The organism is Novipirellula aureliae (assembly GCF_007860185.1).
In the GTDB taxonomy this organism is placed as follows: domain Bacteria; phylum Planctomycetota; class Planctomycetia; order Pirellulales; family Pirellulaceae; genus Novipirellula_A; species Novipirellula_A aureliae.
This window is the reverse complement of record NZ_SJPY01000006.1, coordinates 192,981-212,109: the sequence shown is the minus strand read 5'-3', so window position 1 is coordinate 212,109 and position 19,129 is coordinate 192,981. Positions and strand designations below refer to the sequence as shown.

The 19,129-nt window shown below is 52.7% G+C and carries 12 protein-coding genes; 6 read left to right on the top strand and 6 right to left on the bottom strand.

Going from position 1 to position 19,129, the window contains the following annotated elements; translation table 11 throughout:
* Positions 1 to 106 precede the first annotated feature (106 nt).
* The gene (locus tag Q31b_RS18575; protein ID WP_146601152.1) at positions 107 to 1,789 is read right to left on the bottom strand and encodes an FAD-dependent oxidoreductase; all 1,683 of its coding nucleotides are present in this window, start codon (positions 1,787 to 1,789) and stop codon (positions 107 to 109) included.
* Between the two features lie 450 nt (positions 1,790 to 2,239).
* Between Q31b_RS18575 and Q31b_RS18565 the strand changes: the two genes are divergently transcribed.
* The 5 genes from Q31b_RS18565 to Q31b_RS18545 all read left to right on the top strand — a co-directional run bounded on the left by Q31b_RS18565 (position 2,240) and on the right by Q31b_RS18545 (position 10,393).
* Positions 2,240 to 4,444, top strand: a complete 2,205-nt coding sequence (locus tag Q31b_RS18565; RefSeq protein WP_231617685.1) for a sulfatase-like hydrolase/transferase — start codon at positions 2,240 to 2,242, stop codon at positions 4,442 to 4,444.
* A 75-nt stretch (positions 4,445 to 4,519) separates the two neighbouring features.
* On the top strand, positions 4,520 to 4,846 hold the full coding sequence (locus Q31b_RS18560; RefSeq protein ID WP_146601149.1) for a hypothetical protein: 327 nt from the start codon (positions 4,520 to 4,522) through the stop codon (positions 4,844 to 4,846).
* Entirely contained in the window at positions 4,843 to 6,435 is a 1,593-nt protein-coding gene (locus tag Q31b_RS18555; protein WP_146601148.1) for a sulfatase family protein, read from the top strand. The genes Q31b_RS18560 and Q31b_RS18555 overlap by 4 nt, the downstream gene beginning before the upstream one ends.
* A 1,654-nt stretch (positions 6,436 to 8,089) precedes the next feature.
* Positions 8,090 to 8,743, top strand: coding sequence for a 3-keto-disaccharide hydrolase (locus tag Q31b_RS18550; RefSeq protein WP_231617684.1), 654 nt, complete (start codon positions 8,090 to 8,092; stop codon positions 8,741 to 8,743).
* A gap of 6 nt (positions 8,744 to 8,749) precedes the next feature.
* A complete protein-coding gene (locus Q31b_RS18545) occupies positions 8,750 to 10,393 on the top strand; it encodes a Type 1 glutamine amidotransferase-like domain-containing protein (RefSeq protein WP_146601147.1) in 1,644 nt (547 codons plus the stop codon).
* Between the two features lie 367 nt (positions 10,394 to 10,760).
* On the opposite strand, the gene Q31b_RS18540 is transcribed toward Q31b_RS18545, so the two are convergent.
* The 4 genes from Q31b_RS18540 to Q31b_RS18525 all read right to left on the bottom strand — a co-directional run bounded on the left by Q31b_RS18540 (position 10,761) and on the right by Q31b_RS18525 (position 15,658).
* Entirely contained in the window at positions 10,761 to 12,473 is a 1,713-nt protein-coding gene (locus Q31b_RS18540) for an FG-GAP-like repeat-containing protein (protein ID WP_146601146.1), read from the bottom strand.
* 284 nt (positions 12,474 to 12,757) lie between these two features.
* Positions 12,758 to 14,473: a sulfatase-like hydrolase/transferase gene (locus Q31b_RS18535; RefSeq protein WP_231617683.1), complete on the bottom strand. Its 1,716-nt coding sequence runs from the start codon at positions 14,471 to 14,473 to the stop codon at positions 12,758 to 12,760.
* Positions 14,474 to 14,531: 58 nt separating this feature from the next.
* Positions 14,532 to 15,056: a hypothetical protein gene (locus tag Q31b_RS18530; protein WP_146601145.1), complete on the bottom strand. Its 525-nt coding sequence runs from the start codon at positions 15,054 to 15,056 to the stop codon at positions 14,532 to 14,534.
* A 296-nt stretch (positions 15,057 to 15,352) separates the two neighbouring features.
* On the bottom strand, positions 15,353 to 15,658 hold the full coding sequence (locus tag Q31b_RS18525) for a carboxymuconolactone decarboxylase family protein (RefSeq protein ID WP_146601144.1): 306 nt from the start codon (positions 15,656 to 15,658) through the stop codon (positions 15,353 to 15,355).
* A gap of 549 nt (positions 15,659 to 16,207) precedes the next feature.
* Between Q31b_RS18525 and Q31b_RS29105 the strand changes: the two genes are divergently transcribed.
* Positions 16,208 to 16,375 (top strand): hypothetical protein, encoded by a 168-nt coding sequence (locus Q31b_RS29105; RefSeq protein WP_231617682.1) that lies wholly within the window; start codon positions 16,208 to 16,210, stop codon positions 16,373 to 16,375.
* A gap of 408 nt (positions 16,376 to 16,783) precedes the next feature.
* On the opposite strand, the gene Q31b_RS18520 is transcribed toward Q31b_RS29105, so the two are convergent.
* Positions 16,784 to 19,102, bottom strand: coding sequence for a right-handed parallel beta-helix repeat-containing protein (locus Q31b_RS18520; RefSeq protein ID WP_146601143.1), 2,319 nt, complete (start codon positions 19,100 to 19,102; stop codon positions 16,784 to 16,786).
* Positions 19,103 to 19,129: the final 27 nt, after the last annotated feature.

The following is a 19,129-nucleotide window of genomic DNA, read 5'->3' as shown; positions in this document are numbered from 1 at the left end:
TACGGACCGAATTCTCCGAGGTGCTGGCAGAACATGAAGGGGACAAAGTGTATAAAATAGAGGAGCCGGACGGGAGCGGACAAGAGTGAACGCATACCGTGCCAACCTATTTTTTCCTTCGTGGGTCTGGCAAGCGTTGTGACTTTTCTAGAATTTGTTTGTCCGCCAGCAGTCTTTTTCGGAGTTTTTCGTAGTCGACCGCTTGGACGCTTGTTTGATCATCGATCGCGATACAGGCGGCCGTGCCGGCGCCTTGTGCCAAAATCATGAAGACGGGCTCCATCCGAATCGAACCGTAGGCGACATGAGAACAAGACGCTGCCACGGGGACGATCAGGTTGCTGACTTCATTCTCTTTGGGAACGATCACGTCGTAGGGGATTCGATAATCTCCGACATGGACGCCGACATCGCCTTCGTTTTGAACATAGCCATCCGCTGCGATAAACCGTTGGATGTTGTGAGAATCGATCCCATAAGACCCCATCCCGATCGACTTCTCGGTTTTCGATTTCAGCTCGCCCAACAAATCATGCTCCGTGATCACATGCTTCCCAACCATTCGCCGTGCCTCACGGACATACAGTTGGTGCGACCAATTGCCGTTGTCGACAAATTCATCCTTGGGCAACCCCCACTTCTGCATTGCCTGCTGCAGTTGTTTCGGAACGCGTGGATCGTGGCAGATGAAGTAGAGCATCCCCAATTGATAGGTCTTGTGTTCTTCGATGATTTCGTTTCGACGCTCGTAACTGGCCTCTGGGTAGTCCCAGTTCATGCCGAGGTTGTCAAAACTAAAAGGCCCATGATTGTTGGTGTCCGTTTTGTTGTTGGGGACCGGATCAAACTTTTGAAACACATACATCGGATCCATTGCCTCAAAGATCCGCAGTAACAACTCGTATTGCTCCGGGGCATAATTCTTGGGCTTCGGAAAGGGTATGCGATTTTCGGGGTCGTTGGTCAAACACATCCGAAAGCAGTACGCTTGAACCTTGTGATCCCCCGTTCCATTGGGCTGGAGTGCTTCCGTCGATATTCGAGCCAACACACCGCTCGTTGGGTCTCCCTTCACTTTGTAAGGAGAGATCTTCAGGCCCTCGAAATGGTGCTGGTGGTGAAACACTCCCTGTTGCACGCCATTCCACTTTTCGCCATAGACCGAGTTTGCTTCCCGTCCCACGTGATAGCTCACGCCGGCCGCCGCCATCAAGTCACCTTCGTAGGTAGCATCGATGAAGATTTTTCCTTGGAAGACCATTCCGCTCAATGTGGTGATCGATTCGATGCTTCCTGCGTTCTTCTTGACGCCATGTTCGCGATCGAGCCACTCATCTCGGAAGAGTGGGATGTTGTTGTCTTCAACGAATTGATCGAAAATCGCTTCGGCGACGTGCGGTTCAAACACCCATCGGGTGTCTTCACCTTCCCACATCTTTCGCCAACCAATCTTCTTTTGATGGAACGCATCCGGCGTTTCTTGCGTCCAGGCTTCTGGTTTGTTGTAGTGCTGATAAATGTTCTCATAGAACTCGCGTGCCAAACCGCCAACGGATAAGCGATTGCCGATATCCGTGAATCCAAGTCCGCCGGAAGAAAGCCCCCCGAGATGCTTGTCGGGAGAAACAATCACCACCGACTTACCCATCCGATGAGACTGAACGGCAGCGATGACCGCAGCCGAGGTGCCACCGTAGACGACGACGTCATGTTCGTGAACTTGTTCGGCAGCCCCGTTTGGGCCTGCCGCGAGAACGGATAACAGAATACAAAAAATCTGATACTTCATTTCTTTACTACCTACCCCAGTGAGCTTGTTCAACAAAATTGCCGCAACACCTCGCGTCCCATTCGGCTCATCCAAAGGCTTCGCAGTATAACGAATGGTCCTTTTGGAACAGCCATTTTAGCACCATCGTACACGAAATACTTCCACCGGTCTTCTTTCGCTCAGCGTTCCAGACTTACTCCCCAACCTAGAAACACGGCCCCTCACTCTTCTGCCTTAGCAACATTTTTCTGCGTTTTCAATAAAAGGATGAGGGATGAATGGGCGTGAGACTCGGGATTGCATTTGGCAAGGAACTGTCGACAATTGGGGAGACGGTGTTCTATTGTGTTACCTTGGTGAAGTTCATAAACGATGCCCCGCTTGCCAAGGCTACAGTATCCCAATGCCATCATCCCATTGCCATCTACCACGTTTTGACACGTGGGGATGGGCGACAAGCCGTTTTTCATGACGACCGCCATTACCAACGGTTCACTCAGGGGCTCATTGAGGAAGGCCTGGGGCTACGGCTTGGAAGATTTCCTCAAACGCTTGGTTCAATTGGTGGAGGGTACAGATGAAGTGGTCCATCGACATCGAACGAAGCGAACGGCGACCATTTCCGTTGATGATATTTTGGTGGCGACTGCAAAACAGTACAATGTTACGGTGGAGTCCTATAGTGGATTTCACTGTCGTGTTGGAGGTCGCGATGACGCGGCTTACCGATGCCGTCGTTACACCTCCGTAACCCTTGCGGAATTGTCGAAGCGTTTTGGTCTTGGTCATCCCGACCGTTCATCCGATTTGATCAAGCGTGGAAAGAAACAGTATGATGGTTCTAGGCAAGTCCTCGCTAATCTTTTTTTCCATTCATCTTTCTATCAATTCCCTCACAAAGAGTTAAGCCTTAAGACTCCAACAAACAGGAATGCAATGAAAAACATAACTCTATTTATCGCTTGCGTTGGGCTGGCCGCCGCGTCAGTGGCGTCGGCCGCCGACCGCCCCAATGTGATCGTGGTGATGACCGACGACCAAGGCTATGGCGACATGAGCTGTCACGGCAACCCCATCTTGGAAACGCCGAATATTGACCAACTTTATCGCGACTCGGTTCGGATGACCGACTTTCACGTCAGCCCTTTCTGTACGCCGACACGAGCTGCGTTGATGACCGGGCGGTATCCGGCGCGGACGGGTGCCTATCGGACCAGCAGTGGGCGTACGTTGATGCACACCGATGAGCGAACGATTGCAAACGTGTTTGCCGATGCGGGCTATGTCACAGGAATGGTTGGCAAGTGGCATCTGGGCGACAACGCTCCACATCGTCCACAGGATCGCGGGTTTCAAGATGTCCTCTGGCATCGTTGCGGGGGTGTCGGGCAGGCGTCGGATTTCTGGGGCAATGATTACTTCGATGACACTTACGAGCGAAACGGAAAGTTCGAGAAATTTGAAGGCTATTGCACCGACGTTTGGTTCCGCGAGTCCATTCGCTTCATCGAAGAGAACAAAGCAAAACCCTTCTTTCTGTATCTGGCAACCAACGCCCCACATGGTCCTTACCGAGTCGATCCCAAGTGGGCGGCTCCGTACCAAGACAAAGCAAAGTGGGGTAACGGTGCGAACTTCTATGGCATGATCGCAAACTTTGATCATAACCTTGGCGAACTGCGCCGAAAATTGGACGAGCTTGCACTCTCCGACAACACGATCCTGATCTACATGACGGACAACGGGACGGCGGGCGGAGGGAAATTCAACGGGCTCGATTCGGAAGCCGTCGTCGGATTCAATGCGGGCATGCGTGGAAAGAAGTCGTCCGTTTATGAAGGCGGGCATCGCGTGCCCTTTTTTATCCATTGGCCTGCGGCAAAGATCAACGGCGGGCGCGATGTCGATTCCTTGGCAGCGCATATCGATGTCTTGCCGACACTGGCTGAACTGTGTGGTGTTTCAGTGGCGGATTCACATCGTCCCGATGGCATCTCGTTTGCCAAACTGTTGACCAGCTCCGACCCATCACCCCACCGTGATCATCTGGTGGTTCAGTTTCAAGGCGGCGCGAGTTTCAAGACAACACCGAAACCGTGGCTCACATCCTGCGTGCTGCAAGATCGTTGGCGTTTGCTCAATGGCAAGGAGCTCTACGAGATGGATGCCGATCCGGCCCAACGCAAGGACGTTGCTGCAGAGCACCCGGAAGTGGTGGCGACGTTGCGTGAGTTCTACATGCCGTTTTGGAAATCCGTTTCGCCGCGAATGACGCCCGTTTCCATCGACTTGGGAAATGCGACGGACAATCCAACGGAGTTGTGTTCTCAAGATTGGTACATGCCCCGAGGCAATCCACCGTGGAACTTCGGTACGATCAATAGACTGCCGCGAGTAACAGGGCCTTGGCATGTTGATGTCAAACAAGCGGGCAACTACCGCATCACCCTGCGGCAATTCCCCAGGCAAGCCGACGAAGTCGTCAAAGCGGTCCGCGGTCGCGTCGAGATCGCGGGTCAAGCGAAAGAAGTCGTTGTCATGCCTGGCACGAAAGGCGTGGTTATTGAGATGATGTTGCCTGCGGGAAAGACGCAGCTCGTGACGTATCTGTACGACGAGAAAGGAGATTCGGGTGGAGCCTACTTCACGGAGGTGGAGTGGTTGCCGAACTAACACCCCGGCGGCATCTTACCGCCGTACTGATCACCAAAACAATCAATCCACTCCAGGTGCGAACATAAGAAATCCTTGAAAGTAAGTATTCTTGGCCAGATGCAGGGCCTTTGTACCGGCAGAACCCTACTAATCATTTTCGGGTTGGTTTCAGCCTTGGTCACCGGAGCTGCTGCGGCGCCGGAAAAGCTCAATGTCGTTCTCATTGATGCAGATGATATGGGCTATGGAGAAATTCGAACTCTTAACCCGGAGCGGGGAAAAATCCCCGCGTCCCATCTCGATAGCTTGGTCGCCGACGGCATGACCATCACCGGTGCGAATGCGAGTTACTTTGATCTGGAACCCAAACGCCCTGATATCAAACAAGTGAATCAATCCCAAAAGAAAGTACTACGATGAACTCATATAAAAAGACAATTCTGTTTGCGTTGTTCTGTGTTTGCGGAATTTGCCAGACAGATGCATTTGGCGAGCAACCGCTTCAACCAGCAACTTCGACGGAGCCCCGAACGCCTCGGGATCGGCCCAACGTCGTCCTCATTCTTGCTGATGACCTCGGCTACGGTGATCTCAGTTGCTATGGAGCGACCAAGCTGAAGACACCCAATATTGATCAGCTCGCAGCCGATGGGCGACGCTTTACCGACGCGCATTCAGCGTCTGCGGTGTGCACGCCGTCGCGATATGCGCTGCTGACGGGTGAATATCCGCACCGAGCCGGGTTGAATCGGCCCGTTTTCTTAAAGAGCGGATTGGTTGTTGATCCGGAAAAGCAGACCTTGGCCGACGTGATGAAAGACGCCGGTTATGCCACGGCCTGTGTTGGCAAATGGCATTTGGGCTTCGGTGAGAAAACGCCCGATTGGAACGGCGACCTAAAGCCCGGTCCACTGGAACTGGGCTTTGATTATTACTATGGCGTGCCGACGGTGAATAGCCACCCACCTTTTGTCTATGTCGAAAACCACCGCGTCGTAGGCTTGCTGCCGGGTGATCCCTTCGTGTATGGGCAGAAGGCGAAGACCAAAGAGATACACGAGAAGATGAATGTCGGCGACATCGGTGGCGCCGATGCAGCCCATGCACTTTACGACGACTATCACGTAGGTACCCACCTCACAGAGAAAGCGGTCGATTGGATCAAGCAACAAAAGGAAGATCCCTTCTTCCTTTACCTGGCGACCACCAATATTCATCATCCCTTCACACCGGCGGCCCGCTTCCAAGGAACCAGCGAGTGCGGTCTCTACGGCGACTTTGTGCACGAGCTCGACTGGATCGTGGGCGAGATTGTGAAGGCACTCGAAGCGAAAGGCGTGGCCGATAATACGCTGGTCATTTTTACAAGCGACAACGGTGGCATGTTTAATGTAACTGGGCAGGATGCTTGGGATGCAGGGCACCATCTCAATGGTGAGTTGCTTGGATTCAAGTTTGGTGCATGGGAAGGTGGGCACCGCGTCCCGTTCATCGCCAAGTGGCCTGGCAAGGTCGAAGCGGGATCGGTTTCGGATCAGTTGATTTGTAATGTCGATATGGTTGCGACGATGTCCGCACTGACGGGTGTCGAGATTCGCGACGGACAAGCGGTCGACAGTGTGAATGTGCTGCCCGCACTGACGGGAGACCCGCAAAAAAACATTCGTGATCACTCGGTTCTGGCAGCGAGTCGACCCGGCTTCCTCGCGATTCGTAAGGGCAAGTGGATGTATATCAGCGGCAAAGGAAGCGGCGGCTTTGGCGGAACCAAACGAGGTCAACACAACTTTGCCGGACCTGCTGCCATTACCTATGCGGGATACACGAACAGCGATATTGCAAATGGAAAGATCAAGCCGAGTTCACCACCCGCACAACTGTACGATTTGGAAAACGACCTAAAACAGACTGAAAATCTGTACCGCGAATATCCGGAAGTCGTGCAGGAAATGGAGACGCTACTAAGGACCTATCAGCCAGCAAATATACCCGCTCCGAAGAAAAGGTAGCGAAGAAGGCAACCCAGGGTGCGCCGGGGCGGCGACCCTGGGCTTTGGAATCTAACGCCGTTGGCGTAAACGTTTGCGATACCGCAACGTTCAATGGATTTATCGTGTTCAAAACCGAATGTCGTTGGTGTAAACGTGTGCAAATACCGCAACGTTCAATGGTTTTTTTCGTATTCAAACCCGAGTGCCGTTGGTGTAAATGTGTGCAAATACCGCAACGCGGTTACATTCCGAAGCCCAGGGTCGCGCAAGCGCACCCTGGGTCGCCGATGCCGCGGCAAGCATGAACCCCAACGGGGTTCGACAATTCGTGTGCTGCTGACGGTTGTCAAACCCCGTTGGGGTTTTTCGTGTTCGTTGGTGTCGGCGACCCAGGGTGCGCCGGGGCGGCGACCCTGGGCTTTGGAATCTAACGCCGTTGGCGTAAATGTTTGCAAATACCGCAACGTTCAATGGTTTTGTCGTGTTCAAATCCGAGTGCCGTTGGTGTAAATGTGTGCAAATACCGCAACGCGGTTACATTCCGAAGCCCAGGGTCGCGCAAGCGCACCCTGGGTCGCCGATGCCTCCGGCAACGATGAACCCCAACGGGGTTCGACAATTCGCGTGCTGCTGAGGGTTGTCAAACCCCGTTGGGGTTTTTCGTGTTCATTGGGGCCGGCAACCCAGGGTGCGCCGGGGCGGCGACCCTGGGCTTTGGAATCTAACGCCGTTGGCGTAAACGTTTGCGATACCGCAACGTTCAATGGATTTATCGTGTTCAAACCTGAATGTCGTTGGCGTAAACGTGTGCAAATACCGCAACGCGGTTACATTCCGAAGCCCAGGGTCGCGCAAGCGCACCCTGGGTCGCCGATGCCTCCGGCAACGATGAACCCCAACGGGGTTCGACAATTCGTGTGCTGCTGAGGGTTGTCAAACCCCGTTGGGGTTTTTCGTGTTCGTGGGGGTCGGCGACCCAGGGTGCGCCGGGGCGGCGACCCTGGGCTTTGGAATCTAACGCCGTTGGCGTAAACGTTTGCGATACCGCAACGTTCAATGGTTTTATCGTGTTCATAACCGAATGGGGTTGGTGTAAACGTGTGCAAATACCGCAACGCGGTTACATTCCGAAGCCCAGGGTCGCGCAAACGCACCCTGGGTCGCCGATGCCTCCGGCAACGATGAACCCCAACGGGGTTCGACAATTCGTGTGCTGCTGGCGGTTGTCAAACCCCGTTGGGGTTTTCGTGTTCGTTGGGCCCGGCGACCCAGGGTGCGCCGGGGCGGCGACCCTGGGCTTTGGAATCTAACGCCGTTGGCGTAAATGTTTGCGATACCGCAACGTTCAATGGTTTTATCGTGTTCAAACCCGAATGGGGTGGTGAAAATATTTTGCCGCGACGACTTCCGCTACAATCAATCACAGCCTCTTCGGGATGAGAGCTCTTTTGTGGGGAATCAACGGACGGCTGCCCTCATTGCCAAGCCCAACATTGACTCTATTTCACGTAAAGCCATACTGGTAAGCTGAAGAAAACGGCGACATCGATTGTTACAGGTTATCGCGGATAGCGAATCGAACCATGTAGAGCGTTAGTCCACGCCTAGCGTAGTGGTCAGAATTTTTAGATAGTACGTTCAAGTAAAGCACTCACAAATTGGGAATGATCGAATGAAGAAACGGGATTCACTTGTGGTTTGGATGGTCTTGTTGATGGGGACCACCCTGTTTGGCCAGGAAAGCTTGACTTCGGGTGTTGTTTCGTCGAAAGCGGACGGCTGGAATCCCGAACCGGGCTTTGTCTCGTTGTTCAACGGAAAGGATCTCAGTGGCTGGTGCTTTCGCGCCAAGACCGCCCGACGCGAGCCCAAAGCTGGTGCGGTGATTGAAAACTTTGAGGGAAAAACGGCGTCCGATAGCGATGGTCGCTACTCGGTCCAAGACGGAATTCTCACCGTCCGTTTTCCCGAGGAATCCGATCGTCTGACGGGCCAACTCTACACGGTTGCGGAATTCCCAGAGAACTTCGTACTGAAGCTTGAATTTCGAGCATCGGTCAAAGCAGACAGCGGCATCTTCATTCGCAAGCCACAACTTCAGTGTCGTGACTACCTCGTTGCTGGCCCCTACAACGAACTGAAAAAATACAAGCCACAAGATTGGAACCAAATCGAAGTCACCGTCAACGACGGCGTTGCACGGTGCACCTGCAATGGAGAAGTCCTCGAGGAGACTCTCCAACTCCCCGAGACGGGGCCGATTGGTTTAGAAGGGGATTTTGGTCAAATGGAATATCGACACATACAGCTCAAAAAACTGCCGTAAGTTCACATGAAATCGATTCTAATACCGCTAGCCTTTTTCCTTGCCATGGCGGTCCCGTGCATCGCGCAGGTGTTCGACGAAAAGTTCGAACACTGGCCGCAGGATCTGAAGATCAACGGGCGGATTGTTGTCGCAGGAAACCTTGAGGATGCCGCCGTTCTTACCAGCTTGGTTAGCGAGTCGGATCGTCAAAAGAAGACCGCCGTCGTGCTGGCTCCATCGACCGATGCGATGAAGACATCGTTCACTGAGTTGTTCGCCGAAAGCGAAGAACTCGAATTTCCCGATGTCCCCAAGACGATCGAAGAAATTGAATCTCTGCTACGCGAATACGATGTTGTGGTTTGGCACTCTGCGGAACCGTTGGGCAAGAAGATCGCCAGCGAAATTCGCGAGGCCAACGGCGCGTTCCACCATTTTATTGACGATGGTAACCTGCTCGTCGCACTCGGTGGTGTCGCCGAGATTGTCGCTCAAGCTTACTTCGAAAGCGATGACGGTAGCCCGCCCGCTTTGGAGGGCCTGAATCTACTTCCGGACTGTATTTTGGAAACGGACTTCGACGGTTCGGCCGATCAGGCCCGATTGCTCACCATCCTTGCGGCAAAAAAACACAGTGTGGGAATCGGTTTGGATAAGCACACCGCGCTTGTTTTGTCGGGGCGAAAGATCAGAGTCGCGGGAACGGGCAAGGCGACGTTTGTGTTGAAGGGTAACGATCGCGAACCGAGTCGAGTTCGCTCGATCACTGTAGCGAACCGGCGGTCACGTGATCCGGAAAACGCCTTGCTGGATCTGACCCAGTGGCGGCGTGACGCGATCGATCGCACGCTACCTCCGTTCCCTGCCGAACAGCCTCGCGAACCCTCTGTCAAAAACGGAACGTTGATCATCGTTGGCGGTGGTGGCTCGCCACGCGGACTAATGGATCAGTTCATCCGATTGGCCGGCGGCGTCAAAAACGCGAAGTTGGTCTATGTGCCCTGTTCCGAACAGGACGACGTTGGCAATCAGCAGGGGATGGTTCAAAGTTGGAAACGCGCGGGCGTGAAAGATGCGACCTTCATCCATACCAAGGATCGCAATCAGGCCAACTCCGATGATGAATTCCTCGAACCTTTAAGAGACGCGACTGGCATTTATTTTGGTGGCGGTCGTCAGTGGAACTTTGCCGATTCGTACTACGGCACGGCGGCTCACCGGCTGATGAAAGAAGTGCTCGATCGTGGCGGAGTCATCGCGGGTTCGTCGGCTGGTGCTTCCATTCAAGCCCGCTATCTCGCCCGCGCCACACCGATCGGCAACTCCAAGATCATGGCCTTTGGTTACGAACGCGGCGGACTCGGGTTTCTCGATGGCGTTGCAATCGATCAACACTTCACGCAACGCAATCGGTATCAGGACATGACTGCCTTGGTGGAACGGTATCCGCAGCTCTTGGGGATTGGAATCGACGAATCCACTGCCATTCTAGTGCAAAAGTCAATCGCACAGGTCATCGGTCGTGGCAAAGTCCACTTCTATGATCGCAACCAGCCGGTCACTCCTGGAAAGCCAGACTTCGTCGCGCTGCCGGCGGGATCGGAATACGACCTGTTAAAGCGACAGGTGGTCAAGGACACCACCAGAAGATCGCCCGACGACAAGTGAGCGACGGCCAAACATTGATTGATCGTGTCGTTCGACAATCAATAGCTATCACAGTGGGAGAGAAGTATCATGAATTGGAAGACTTTCGTAGTTAACGCAGGTCTAGGCTCACTCCTTGGCGAGGCATTTCAAGCTTGGCCATGGCTGTGCTTTGCTTCGCTCAATCTTGGAACTTCTTCTTTATCGCGGGGGCGGTCGTCTCTTCTAGCTTCTCACCACGGAGACTTTCGCCCGAAGCTAGGATCTCGCCCTCTTTCGCTAGAAGATCAAATGAAGGTCAAGCAGCTCAGGAAAAACGTTCCGCCGAACCTGTGCAAGCATTCGTTCGAATGCTTTGAAAGATGCATCGATTTCGGTGCTCTCGATTCTAATTTCTGCGAAATAACCAAATGAAGTTGCCGGTCTCGACCGGACCTTCTATCAACCTGGACCGCTCGACCCTAAGTTTGTTGTATTGGCTAAACAGTTTACTGCTCTCCGATGTCGACGATCTGGTGGACCCATTGGTATTCGCCAGATCTCGGGCATTCTTGTACGCGGCGTACGTTTCGTCAATTTTGTCTGAAAGCGCCGCCAAATGAGCTTCGTCTTCTTTCGTGGGTTCTTTGACGGGGGTTGGCAGCCATTTACAACGCGTGCCGACGAGCAAGTCAAGATCGCCGTCGCCGTCATAATCGACAACATCGACATGGAAAGACGAGCCTGGTGTCGCTGGCAGGCCGTCTTTGCTTTCCACTCGCTTGGCGATCTTGGAGCCCGCTTTTCCGGGCAGTAATTCAAACAGAGTTATCTGCTTTTCGAAGCGAGGCGAACCCTTGGAGCCGGAATTCTCCAGCAGGGCAATTTCACCCGCAATCGAGCCGATGATGATGTCGAACAAGCCGTCCCCGTTCCAGTCAGCGACTCGTGGAGCTCCCATGCCGTGGGCGAACATGACAGGAACTCCGCCAACTTTCACGGCTTCATTCTTCACGGCGAACTTTGTTTCCTTTGCGCTGCCTTCGTTCAGACGCAGGAACAACTTTCCGTCAAGGTAGTCGCCAAGCAACAAATCTTGGTCACCGTCGTCATCCCAATCGACTGCAGCCACTGACGAACAATGACCTTCTGAACCAGACCGATTCGTTTTATCCCATGCTTCGGTTTCGTAGTTCCAAAAATCGCCGATCACGACGGCGTCGCCATTCTTGTCAACGACGAACGCGGACTCACCGTATCCGTTTTCGGTACGCTCGATCCAACGCGGCACTCCGCTAAAACTACCGATTAGTATATCCAGACGACCATCGCCGTTCATGTCCACCAGCTGTGAACTGGCCCCAACACAACACCAATTGGGCGAGCGGATTATATCTCCTTCCGAATTTTTGAGCGGCTCACGTGGGCCCCAGATCGGGTCGCCTTTTCCGGATGTATTGGTGTTCTCATACACACCAATATGCCCCATGAGCGAGCCACTCACAAGTTCTAGCTGACCATCCCCATCGACGTCATAAATCGCCGGCGAGGGAAATCTCAATTTGGAGTTGGTGTCCCGCGAATCATCGTACACCATGATAATAACCGGCGAATCGAAAACCGGATCGGTCGCCACTTTAGATTTTGGCAAAGTCGTTGCGTCAGGAATGCGAACGGTCAAATCGCTTTTCTGAGGAGCGTTGCAGACGGAGTCGTTGCAGGCCTGATACCGAACCGTGACGCCGATATCCTTGCCGAGCGCACTGTCGTTAATTTTGATCTTTCGACGGAATGTAACTTGGCCTTCGAAGATGGACGTTTGCAGGGAATTATTCGATGGCATTCCCAGTGGGCGTTCCCATTCTCCAACCTCGGTTGCCCCAGCGGGTAATTTCAAACTGATCGCGGTTGACGTGATAGAATCTTCGTCGGCTTCATCGTTAGTGTGCCATCCTTCTTTGATATCTAGCGTGACTTTCAGAACGCCGTGCTCTGTATCCTCATCATTGGATTGAATGGAGGCAGTAACCTCCACTGGTTTTTGAGCAGCCGCGTCCAACGCAAGACAACAGCTGAAGGTGATGGCGAAAGAAGCGATCCAAGACTGTTTTGAAGGAATCAAAGTTACTCTCCAAAGGTATCAGGCGGCGGGAAATATTAGGCGGCAGGAATCGATTGAGTGTAACCCAACGAGTTCAATGAAACAATAACCGTACAAAGAAGTTGTATGGTTATTGAAAGGTGGCCAGGCTTCTTTGAGGTCCTTGCATGAAGAATCATCTCAACCCTACCCTGCTTTGAAGCGATCGCGAAAATGAACGTTTGGATGTGGATGGACGATACGCGGTGTCGGCAAATGGAGGCGAACCCGCTCTTCGCTCCCCATTCCCTCGCAGCCCGCTTTCACTACTGAACCGCTTCTGAATACAATTCTTCCGTCCGCTTCCGCAGTTTTTTCAATGGCTCGGCGTATTCTGGATTGTTCACTAGATTGTTCTGTTCCTGTGGGTCTTTCTCGATATCGTAGAGCTCTTCAATCGGCGGATTGTGTTCGTAATAGACAAAATATTTGTAGCGGTCGGTCCGCACGCCGCGGGAACGGTACGATTCATTGCGGTCAATCACGCCTTGATTTATCTCCAACGCGTTTGGTTTATTTTTCGCATTGAACATTGAAACCAGGAAAAGGTTTTCGATCAGGACCGCATCTCGCCAGCTGGACATATCTTGCGTTTGGTTCAGCACCCCGCTGAAATCGCGGCCCTGCATGATCTTTGGTTGCTCTAGGCCAGCGAGCGAAAGAATGGTCGGGGCCATATCGACGGAAGAAATCAACGCCTCTTCCCGACGCCCTCGTTTGGAGGCATCCATTCGGCCGTCGTAGACAATCAGCGGGGCCTTGACTGCTTCTTCGTAGAGGATGCATTTATCGAAGAGGCCATGCGACCCCTGAAAACGACCGTTATCACTGGTGTAAATAATAACTGTGTTTTCTAACTGCCCCATCTCTTTCAGCTTTTCCATCATCCGTCCGACTTGCTGATCGACGGTGTAGCCTTGAGTGGCGAAGCGCCGCACTTGCCGCTGGTAAAGCGCTGGCGTCGACGTCCGATCACGGTGCAGGTACACGCCGCGGGCATGGTCCTTGACCACTTGTGGCAGGCTTTCATTTGCGCCTTCGACCCAGTTGTCCGGAACCGAAAAATCATAGTCTTTGAATAGCTCGTAATGCGGCATGTACATATGGCTGTTGCTGTCATGCTTTACGGCATAAAAACTGACCGACAGACAGAACGGCTGGTCCTCGGGCTGCGTATCAAGAAAATGCAGGATCGTTTCTCCGGTTCTCAGCGTACGGCTTTCCCCCTTCTTCTTGTTTTTGAAGATGGCCTGCAGTTTCGGATCATTCTCAGGCCACACCTCCAACGCCTTCTCTTCCGTCGTCTCTGCGCCCGCAAAAAAATCAAAGACGTTTCCCATATTCCCTTGGTAATCATACGGCACCCCCGCCCATGGCCGCTTTGCCTCTTTGCTGACCGTGAAGCCCACCTTGCCAATAAAACCGGTGCGATAGCCAGCATTCTTGAGCTGTGCAGGATAGCCTTGACCGAAATCGGCTTGGGAAAGGGTATAGTCGTTCGGAGCTACGAAACCAACGCGATGGCTGGAAATATAGCGTCCTGTCATCATGGTGACCCGGCTCGGCATGCAAATGGCCACCGTATCAAAGGCCTGATCAAAGATCACACCCTGTTCGGCCAACGCATCGAGATTCGGCGTTTTGAACTCTGGCCGTCCGTAACAACCCATATTGTCCCATCGTTGGTCATCCGTCATCAGAAAGATAATGTTGGGCTGATCCTTCGGACCGGCAGCGCGCGCTATCGGAATGGTTGCAAGCAGGATCAATAGTATCAACAGCTCGATACGTCTCATTGGAATTGGGTAGCGTTTCATCTCAAACGGAATCTCCAGAATGTTTTTTCTTAGCGAGAATTGCACATGTTCTCGGGACGCATTAATCGAAGGTCGATCATAGAGCGTTCTCACATTATATACTATCAACGATTTGCAGCTGGAGTTGGCCGTTGCCGACGTCGCCAGACTTTGGACGGTATTCATTGCGTTGATTCGATCTCTGGCCAGATCGGCTACCCTCAAATCAAATGTGGACGAACCGCTAGCTTCGCTTTCTCGCGATTCTTAGTTTCGCTTGCTGGGCGTTGGACAAGAGCGACTCAAACGGCTCAATTGCCGTGATGTACTCTCTATAGTCCCTATCGCGAAACAGTTGCTCTGCCTTTTCGGCAATGTCACCGAACCTAATTCTTAAAGCATCCGCATGCGCCCTCGCCTGAGCTTCTGGAGTCAACTCGTCAGCCGTGTCGAGCAGATCGATCACTGTCAACGCATCGATGAATGCCCAATAGGGATGATCATTGTCGTCCGCCAACGCTGCACACTGTGACGGATCACCACCAGTCAGCGACTTACCCCAAACACTCACCTTCGCACGTAAGGCGATCCCAGCCGCAACAATCTCAGAGGCTTCCTCATTTCTCAAATCAGACATTTGCCTAGCAAAATGGTCCTGATCCCGTTGCGCGTCGTACCCCAGTCTTCTTACGAGCGACGTGAATTCCTCAAGTTCGCCCGGAACACGACTACGATCGATTTGTCGATCGGCACCAATTTCTAAGCTCATGCAATTCCCCACCTCGTAATCCCCAGGCTATCCTAGCCATGGAGCATCCACTTGTTCATAAAGGAGGATCTCGTTGTCGGTCATGGTTTCAACATCGTTGAGGTACATATCACCATGTAGGGAAATGGAGTTCCACCGCGTAGGCGATTTAACATCAAAAAGTCATCTGGAAACGATTGATCAATGGTCAATTTGTTCACGCCTCTTTGTGCCAATTTATGCAAACCGCCTTTAAAGAAAGGGACGCTACAGATTGCTTACCATTCGCTCAAACGCACTCCTACATAGAGGGTCGATTATTTTGCGATGCAATGAGTTCCATGCGTTACAGCGCCGCCAGCACGCAGTGCAGCAGCGACCATCACCGTTTCTGCAATTTCTTCATCAGTATTGCCAGCCTGTTTTGCCCGTTTGGTGTGAATCTCGATGCAGTATGAACATTGAGTGGTCAGCGCAACGGCAACGGCGATCAGTTCCTTGGTTTTGGCGGGCACCTTGCCGTCGGCAAACGTGGCTTTGTCGAACGCGACAAATGCCTCCCAAGCATCTGGCGCCAGTTCGGCGTAGTTGTTGAGCTGCTGCATCATTTTCATGTCGTACATAAGAAGGTTTCCCGATTAAGACTATGATTCAATAAAGTCGGAATTGACTGGGATAGCGTATTGCGATCCATATTGCGATCGCTGCGGCTTTGCGTGGCTGGAGATCCGCAGCGGTGGAACGTCGGATATTGTCGCCTACATGGAATTGAAAAAACTTCGCAGAATTATCCACCTTGCGGGCGGTGCGGGAGAGTCAGTATAGCAACGGCGGCGGCTTTCGTGCAACCTTCTGATGCTGCCCTCGCATATCACAAGTTCACCTCGTGCTTTGTCCCAACGAAGGAGTGAGGGTAAGCATCGTTCGTGGCTGTGGCTTCCAGCGGCCGCTTACTGGGGCAAGACGCCCCAGCCACTCTTTGGCCAAGCCTAAAATCAAGCGGTGACAAAGCGACAGCCCGCTAACGCCAAAACGGCTAATACGCAGACTGTTTTTCGAGCAATGAACGTAAACGCTTTAAGGCGTAGACGTTAGCAAAACAATTTGCAAGCCGATGAATCATCCGGGCTAGCGATAGCGGCAAGTGTTGCCGTGAGAAAGGCTACTTGCCAATGTCGCTCGTGGATCGTTTGAAGCGGCTCGATCGGTTAGCACGGCAGGTGACGCCGGGCAAGCGGGGTGTGACGCCCTCGGCTGCTCCACCGATTTTGGTATGGTTGGGACAAGAGCAAGCCACTTGGTGTGAATGGGCGAAGGACTCTGGAAAAAAAGTTGTGTAGTATCGCAGGACGCCCTGATTATCTCGATACGATGCGTTGTCACCGCACGCACCGCCGCTATCATCTCCGCCGCCGTGCTCGGCGACGAGGTATTCGTGTCGTGTAAAGCGGCCTGCTGATTTAGTCGGTTTGACTCGACTTATTGTTTAACGCCAAGCCATAGGCGACCGCTTGTGGAAAAGCTGACGCCTTCGGCTAAGCGTTAAACGATTAAATCAGCAGGCCGCTAGCCAGGGTTACAGCGTCAATCGCAAAGGCGATTGACGGCTTTAACCCTGGGCCGCGTTATGTAACGCCAATGCCGCGCTGGACCTTTGCAGGGAAGTCAAACCGCAACGTTTGAAGACGGACGCGGAAGGTTCTCGACAAGGGTTCCCTTTTTCGGCCTGGCAAAACGAGACAAACCGGTTATCTGGCAAGCGTCGAGCCCACGGTACTGAGATCAATCGGTTGGATTCCGAGCGGAATCGCTGGAGATCCCTCTTTAAAGCGGAAGATCAACTTTTGCATAGCCTCTTCGTCAAACATCGGGTCGGCATAAAGGAGTTTGATTTCATCCTCGCCTGGCTTCACTCGTTGACCTGTAAACAGATCACTGCCGAGTTCTGCTTTGGGCACATAGGGCTCACGTCTATTTTTAGTAAAATAGATTGAGTCTTCCATTTTAGGAAGATTTTCGTAAAAGGGTCTGTTCGTTGCACGATCGTCGGTTAAATAGAGGCCACTACTCGATTTGGAAGATGCAGGCGGCAAGAAGATATTTCGCTGCGGCAAAGATTTCTGGGTACCGCCCAACCAGGCTGGCAATGTCCGCCCGCGCAGGAAGGTCTCCGTAAAGATGAAGTTGTTAATGAGATCCGCAGGCCCTTTGAGACCGAGGCCTCGTTCCGATTGGGTGATCACATTTTCTCGGATGATGGTAAAGCTCGGATTGTCATCTAGGCGAATGGCACCCGCCGTATCGTGGTTTTCGTGAAGATAGTTGCGTTCCACCACATTATTCTCGCCCATGGCTGAAAAATAGATCGCATTCCCGTCATGCAGCTTCAAAAGCGTACGTGAAATATCATTCATGCTGATTTTGTTTTCACGGGAGTGGAGCAGCGGAAGAAAGTACTCGAGTCGATTGTGCCATCGAGCAGCCAACCCCTTCTTTATGTAGGGTTCACATTCCTCAAAACGAATCGATGATACCCATGCGCGTCGGAACGGGATGCGGTGGACGAGGTAGAACTCATGGGGACGGCAACCGCTCACGACCATTCCGTTGTAGGGAACGTCGCGTATCGTGTTGTGGGTGATTTCGTTGTGCCCACTTTGCGCGATAAAAATGGCCGCTGAATGCAGCAAGAGCTCACCAATGTTGTGAATATAGTTATCGTGTACCACGTTGTTTTTATTCACATCTTTGGTGCCTGGACCATAGCCACTAAGCACAATGCCTCCCCCGCCGAGATGGTGCAGGTGGTTGTGGGTGATATTGATTCGTTGGCAGTGCAGATCGAGGCGGACACCCGTGCCACTACTTGACTTAATGACACAGGATGAAAGGCCGCAGTCTTCCGCAAAGCGGAACCGAATCACTGCATTGGCCTTGTCATGCATTTCCCAGTCGTGCTGCAGGCCTTTGTCTCCTTCGACCAATGAATCACGCAACCCATGCATGAAGGTCAGGTCTTGGATATGAATGTGCTTGGCGAAAGGGCCATCCTCCTGACCTTCGACTCGAATGAATTCTTGAAGCACTGGCGCGATGACATTCATCTCGGAAACATCGGTCTCCGGCCACATGTAAATGCGTCCCTCGCGGGTGTTCACGACCCACTCGCCTGGCTCATCTAAATATTCGATTGCGTTTTCAACATAGTAGCTGCGTCGCGGGTCCAGCGGCTGATACGTTGGATCGACCGCCAGGTAGGCAATCTTGTTTTTGGTATCAATGCGTTCAAGAGCGATAATGTTGGCCAACCATGGACGCTCCCTCAGCACGATCTCGATATCGGAAGGGTTGGGCCAGTCCTTGATGTCGTCATCTCGGTAGTGCACTGTACGGTCAAAAGGAGCAACGGGCTCTCCAGCGTATTCCAACACACTCGTTAACTTTTTACCCTGGCGGTTAAAGTCATTTTCCTTTTCGACGTCTGCATATTTCAAGCCATTTGATCTGGCGCGCGTCAGAAGTTTCTCTCCATCGTAAAGGGATCGGATAACGCATTGTTGTCCTATGCCCTTTGGAACTTCAGCGACCCACAGATTGCCGCGTGCCTTTTCGGATACGCCCAGGGGATCCGACGAGAGTTTTTTCCAACCCGTGATCGGAACACCGCCGCTAAACACAGGTTTCTCGCCAGGGAAGGCTTTGTAAACGACAGTAGCCCCTTCCGACCCGGAATCCTCGTAACCGAACACAACGGTTTTGCTGAGTTCATACTTTCCGCCACGAATTTGGACTTCGATTCCATCGCTGGCGTTCGCTTTGATTTGCCGTACTTTTCGACGGGCGGCATCCAACGTCGCCAGCGGACCATCGTCCGCTGTGGGATCGGCGTAGCTTCCGGACCACTGATCATTACCATTGGGTGACACATAGAGGATCGTTTTACCCGCCCAAGCAGGTTGTTGCAGAACGCTGAATAGCAACAACAGAGCCGGAATGCTCAGGTAGCCCTTCGTATCAAACCAGCGAGCGGACGGTGGACTCTTCAGTGCATGTCGATACTTCATCATTTCGTACTTTCTCTCGTTTTAGATTTG

What these genes read in the sequence shown, in the direction of transcription:
- Q31b_RS29105 (WP_231617682.1), top strand. Translation starts at nt 16,208, where the DNA reads ATGTCGCTCGTGGATCGTTTGAAGCGGCTCGATCGGTTAGCACGGCAG.
- Q31b_RS18525 (WP_146601144.1), bottom strand. Translation starts at nt 15,658, where the DNA reads ATGTACGACATGAAAATGATGCAGCAGCTCAACAACTACGCCGAACTG.
- Q31b_RS18520 (WP_146601143.1), bottom strand. Translation starts at nt 19,102, where the DNA reads ATGATGAAGTATCGACATGCACTGAAGAGTCCACCGTCCGCTCGCTGG.
- Q31b_RS18535 (WP_231617683.1), bottom strand. Translation starts at nt 14,473, where the DNA reads ATGAATACCGTCCAAAGTCTGGCGACGTCGGCAACGGCCAACTCCAGC.
- Q31b_RS18530 (WP_146601145.1), bottom strand. Translation starts at nt 15,056, where the DNA reads ATGAGCTTAGAAATTGGTGCCGATCGACAAATCGATCGTAGTCGTGTT.
- Q31b_RS18555 (WP_146601148.1), top strand. Translation starts at nt 4,843, where the DNA reads ATGAACTCATATAAAAAGACAATTCTGTTTGCGTTGTTCTGTGTTTGC.
- Q31b_RS18575 (WP_146601152.1), bottom strand. Translation starts at nt 1,789, where the DNA reads ATGAAGTATCAGATTTTTTGTATTCTGTTATCCGTTCTCGCGGCAGGC.
- Q31b_RS18550 (WP_231617684.1), top strand. Translation starts at nt 8,090, where the DNA reads ATGAAGAAACGGGATTCACTTGTGGTTTGGATGGTCTTGTTGATGGGG.
- Q31b_RS18565 (WP_231617685.1), top strand. Translation starts at nt 2,240, where the DNA reads ATGACGACCGCCATTACCAACGGTTCACTCAGGGGCTCATTGAGGAAG.
- Q31b_RS18545 (WP_146601147.1), top strand. Translation starts at nt 8,750, where the DNA reads ATGAAATCGATTCTAATACCGCTAGCCTTTTTCCTTGCCATGGCGGTC.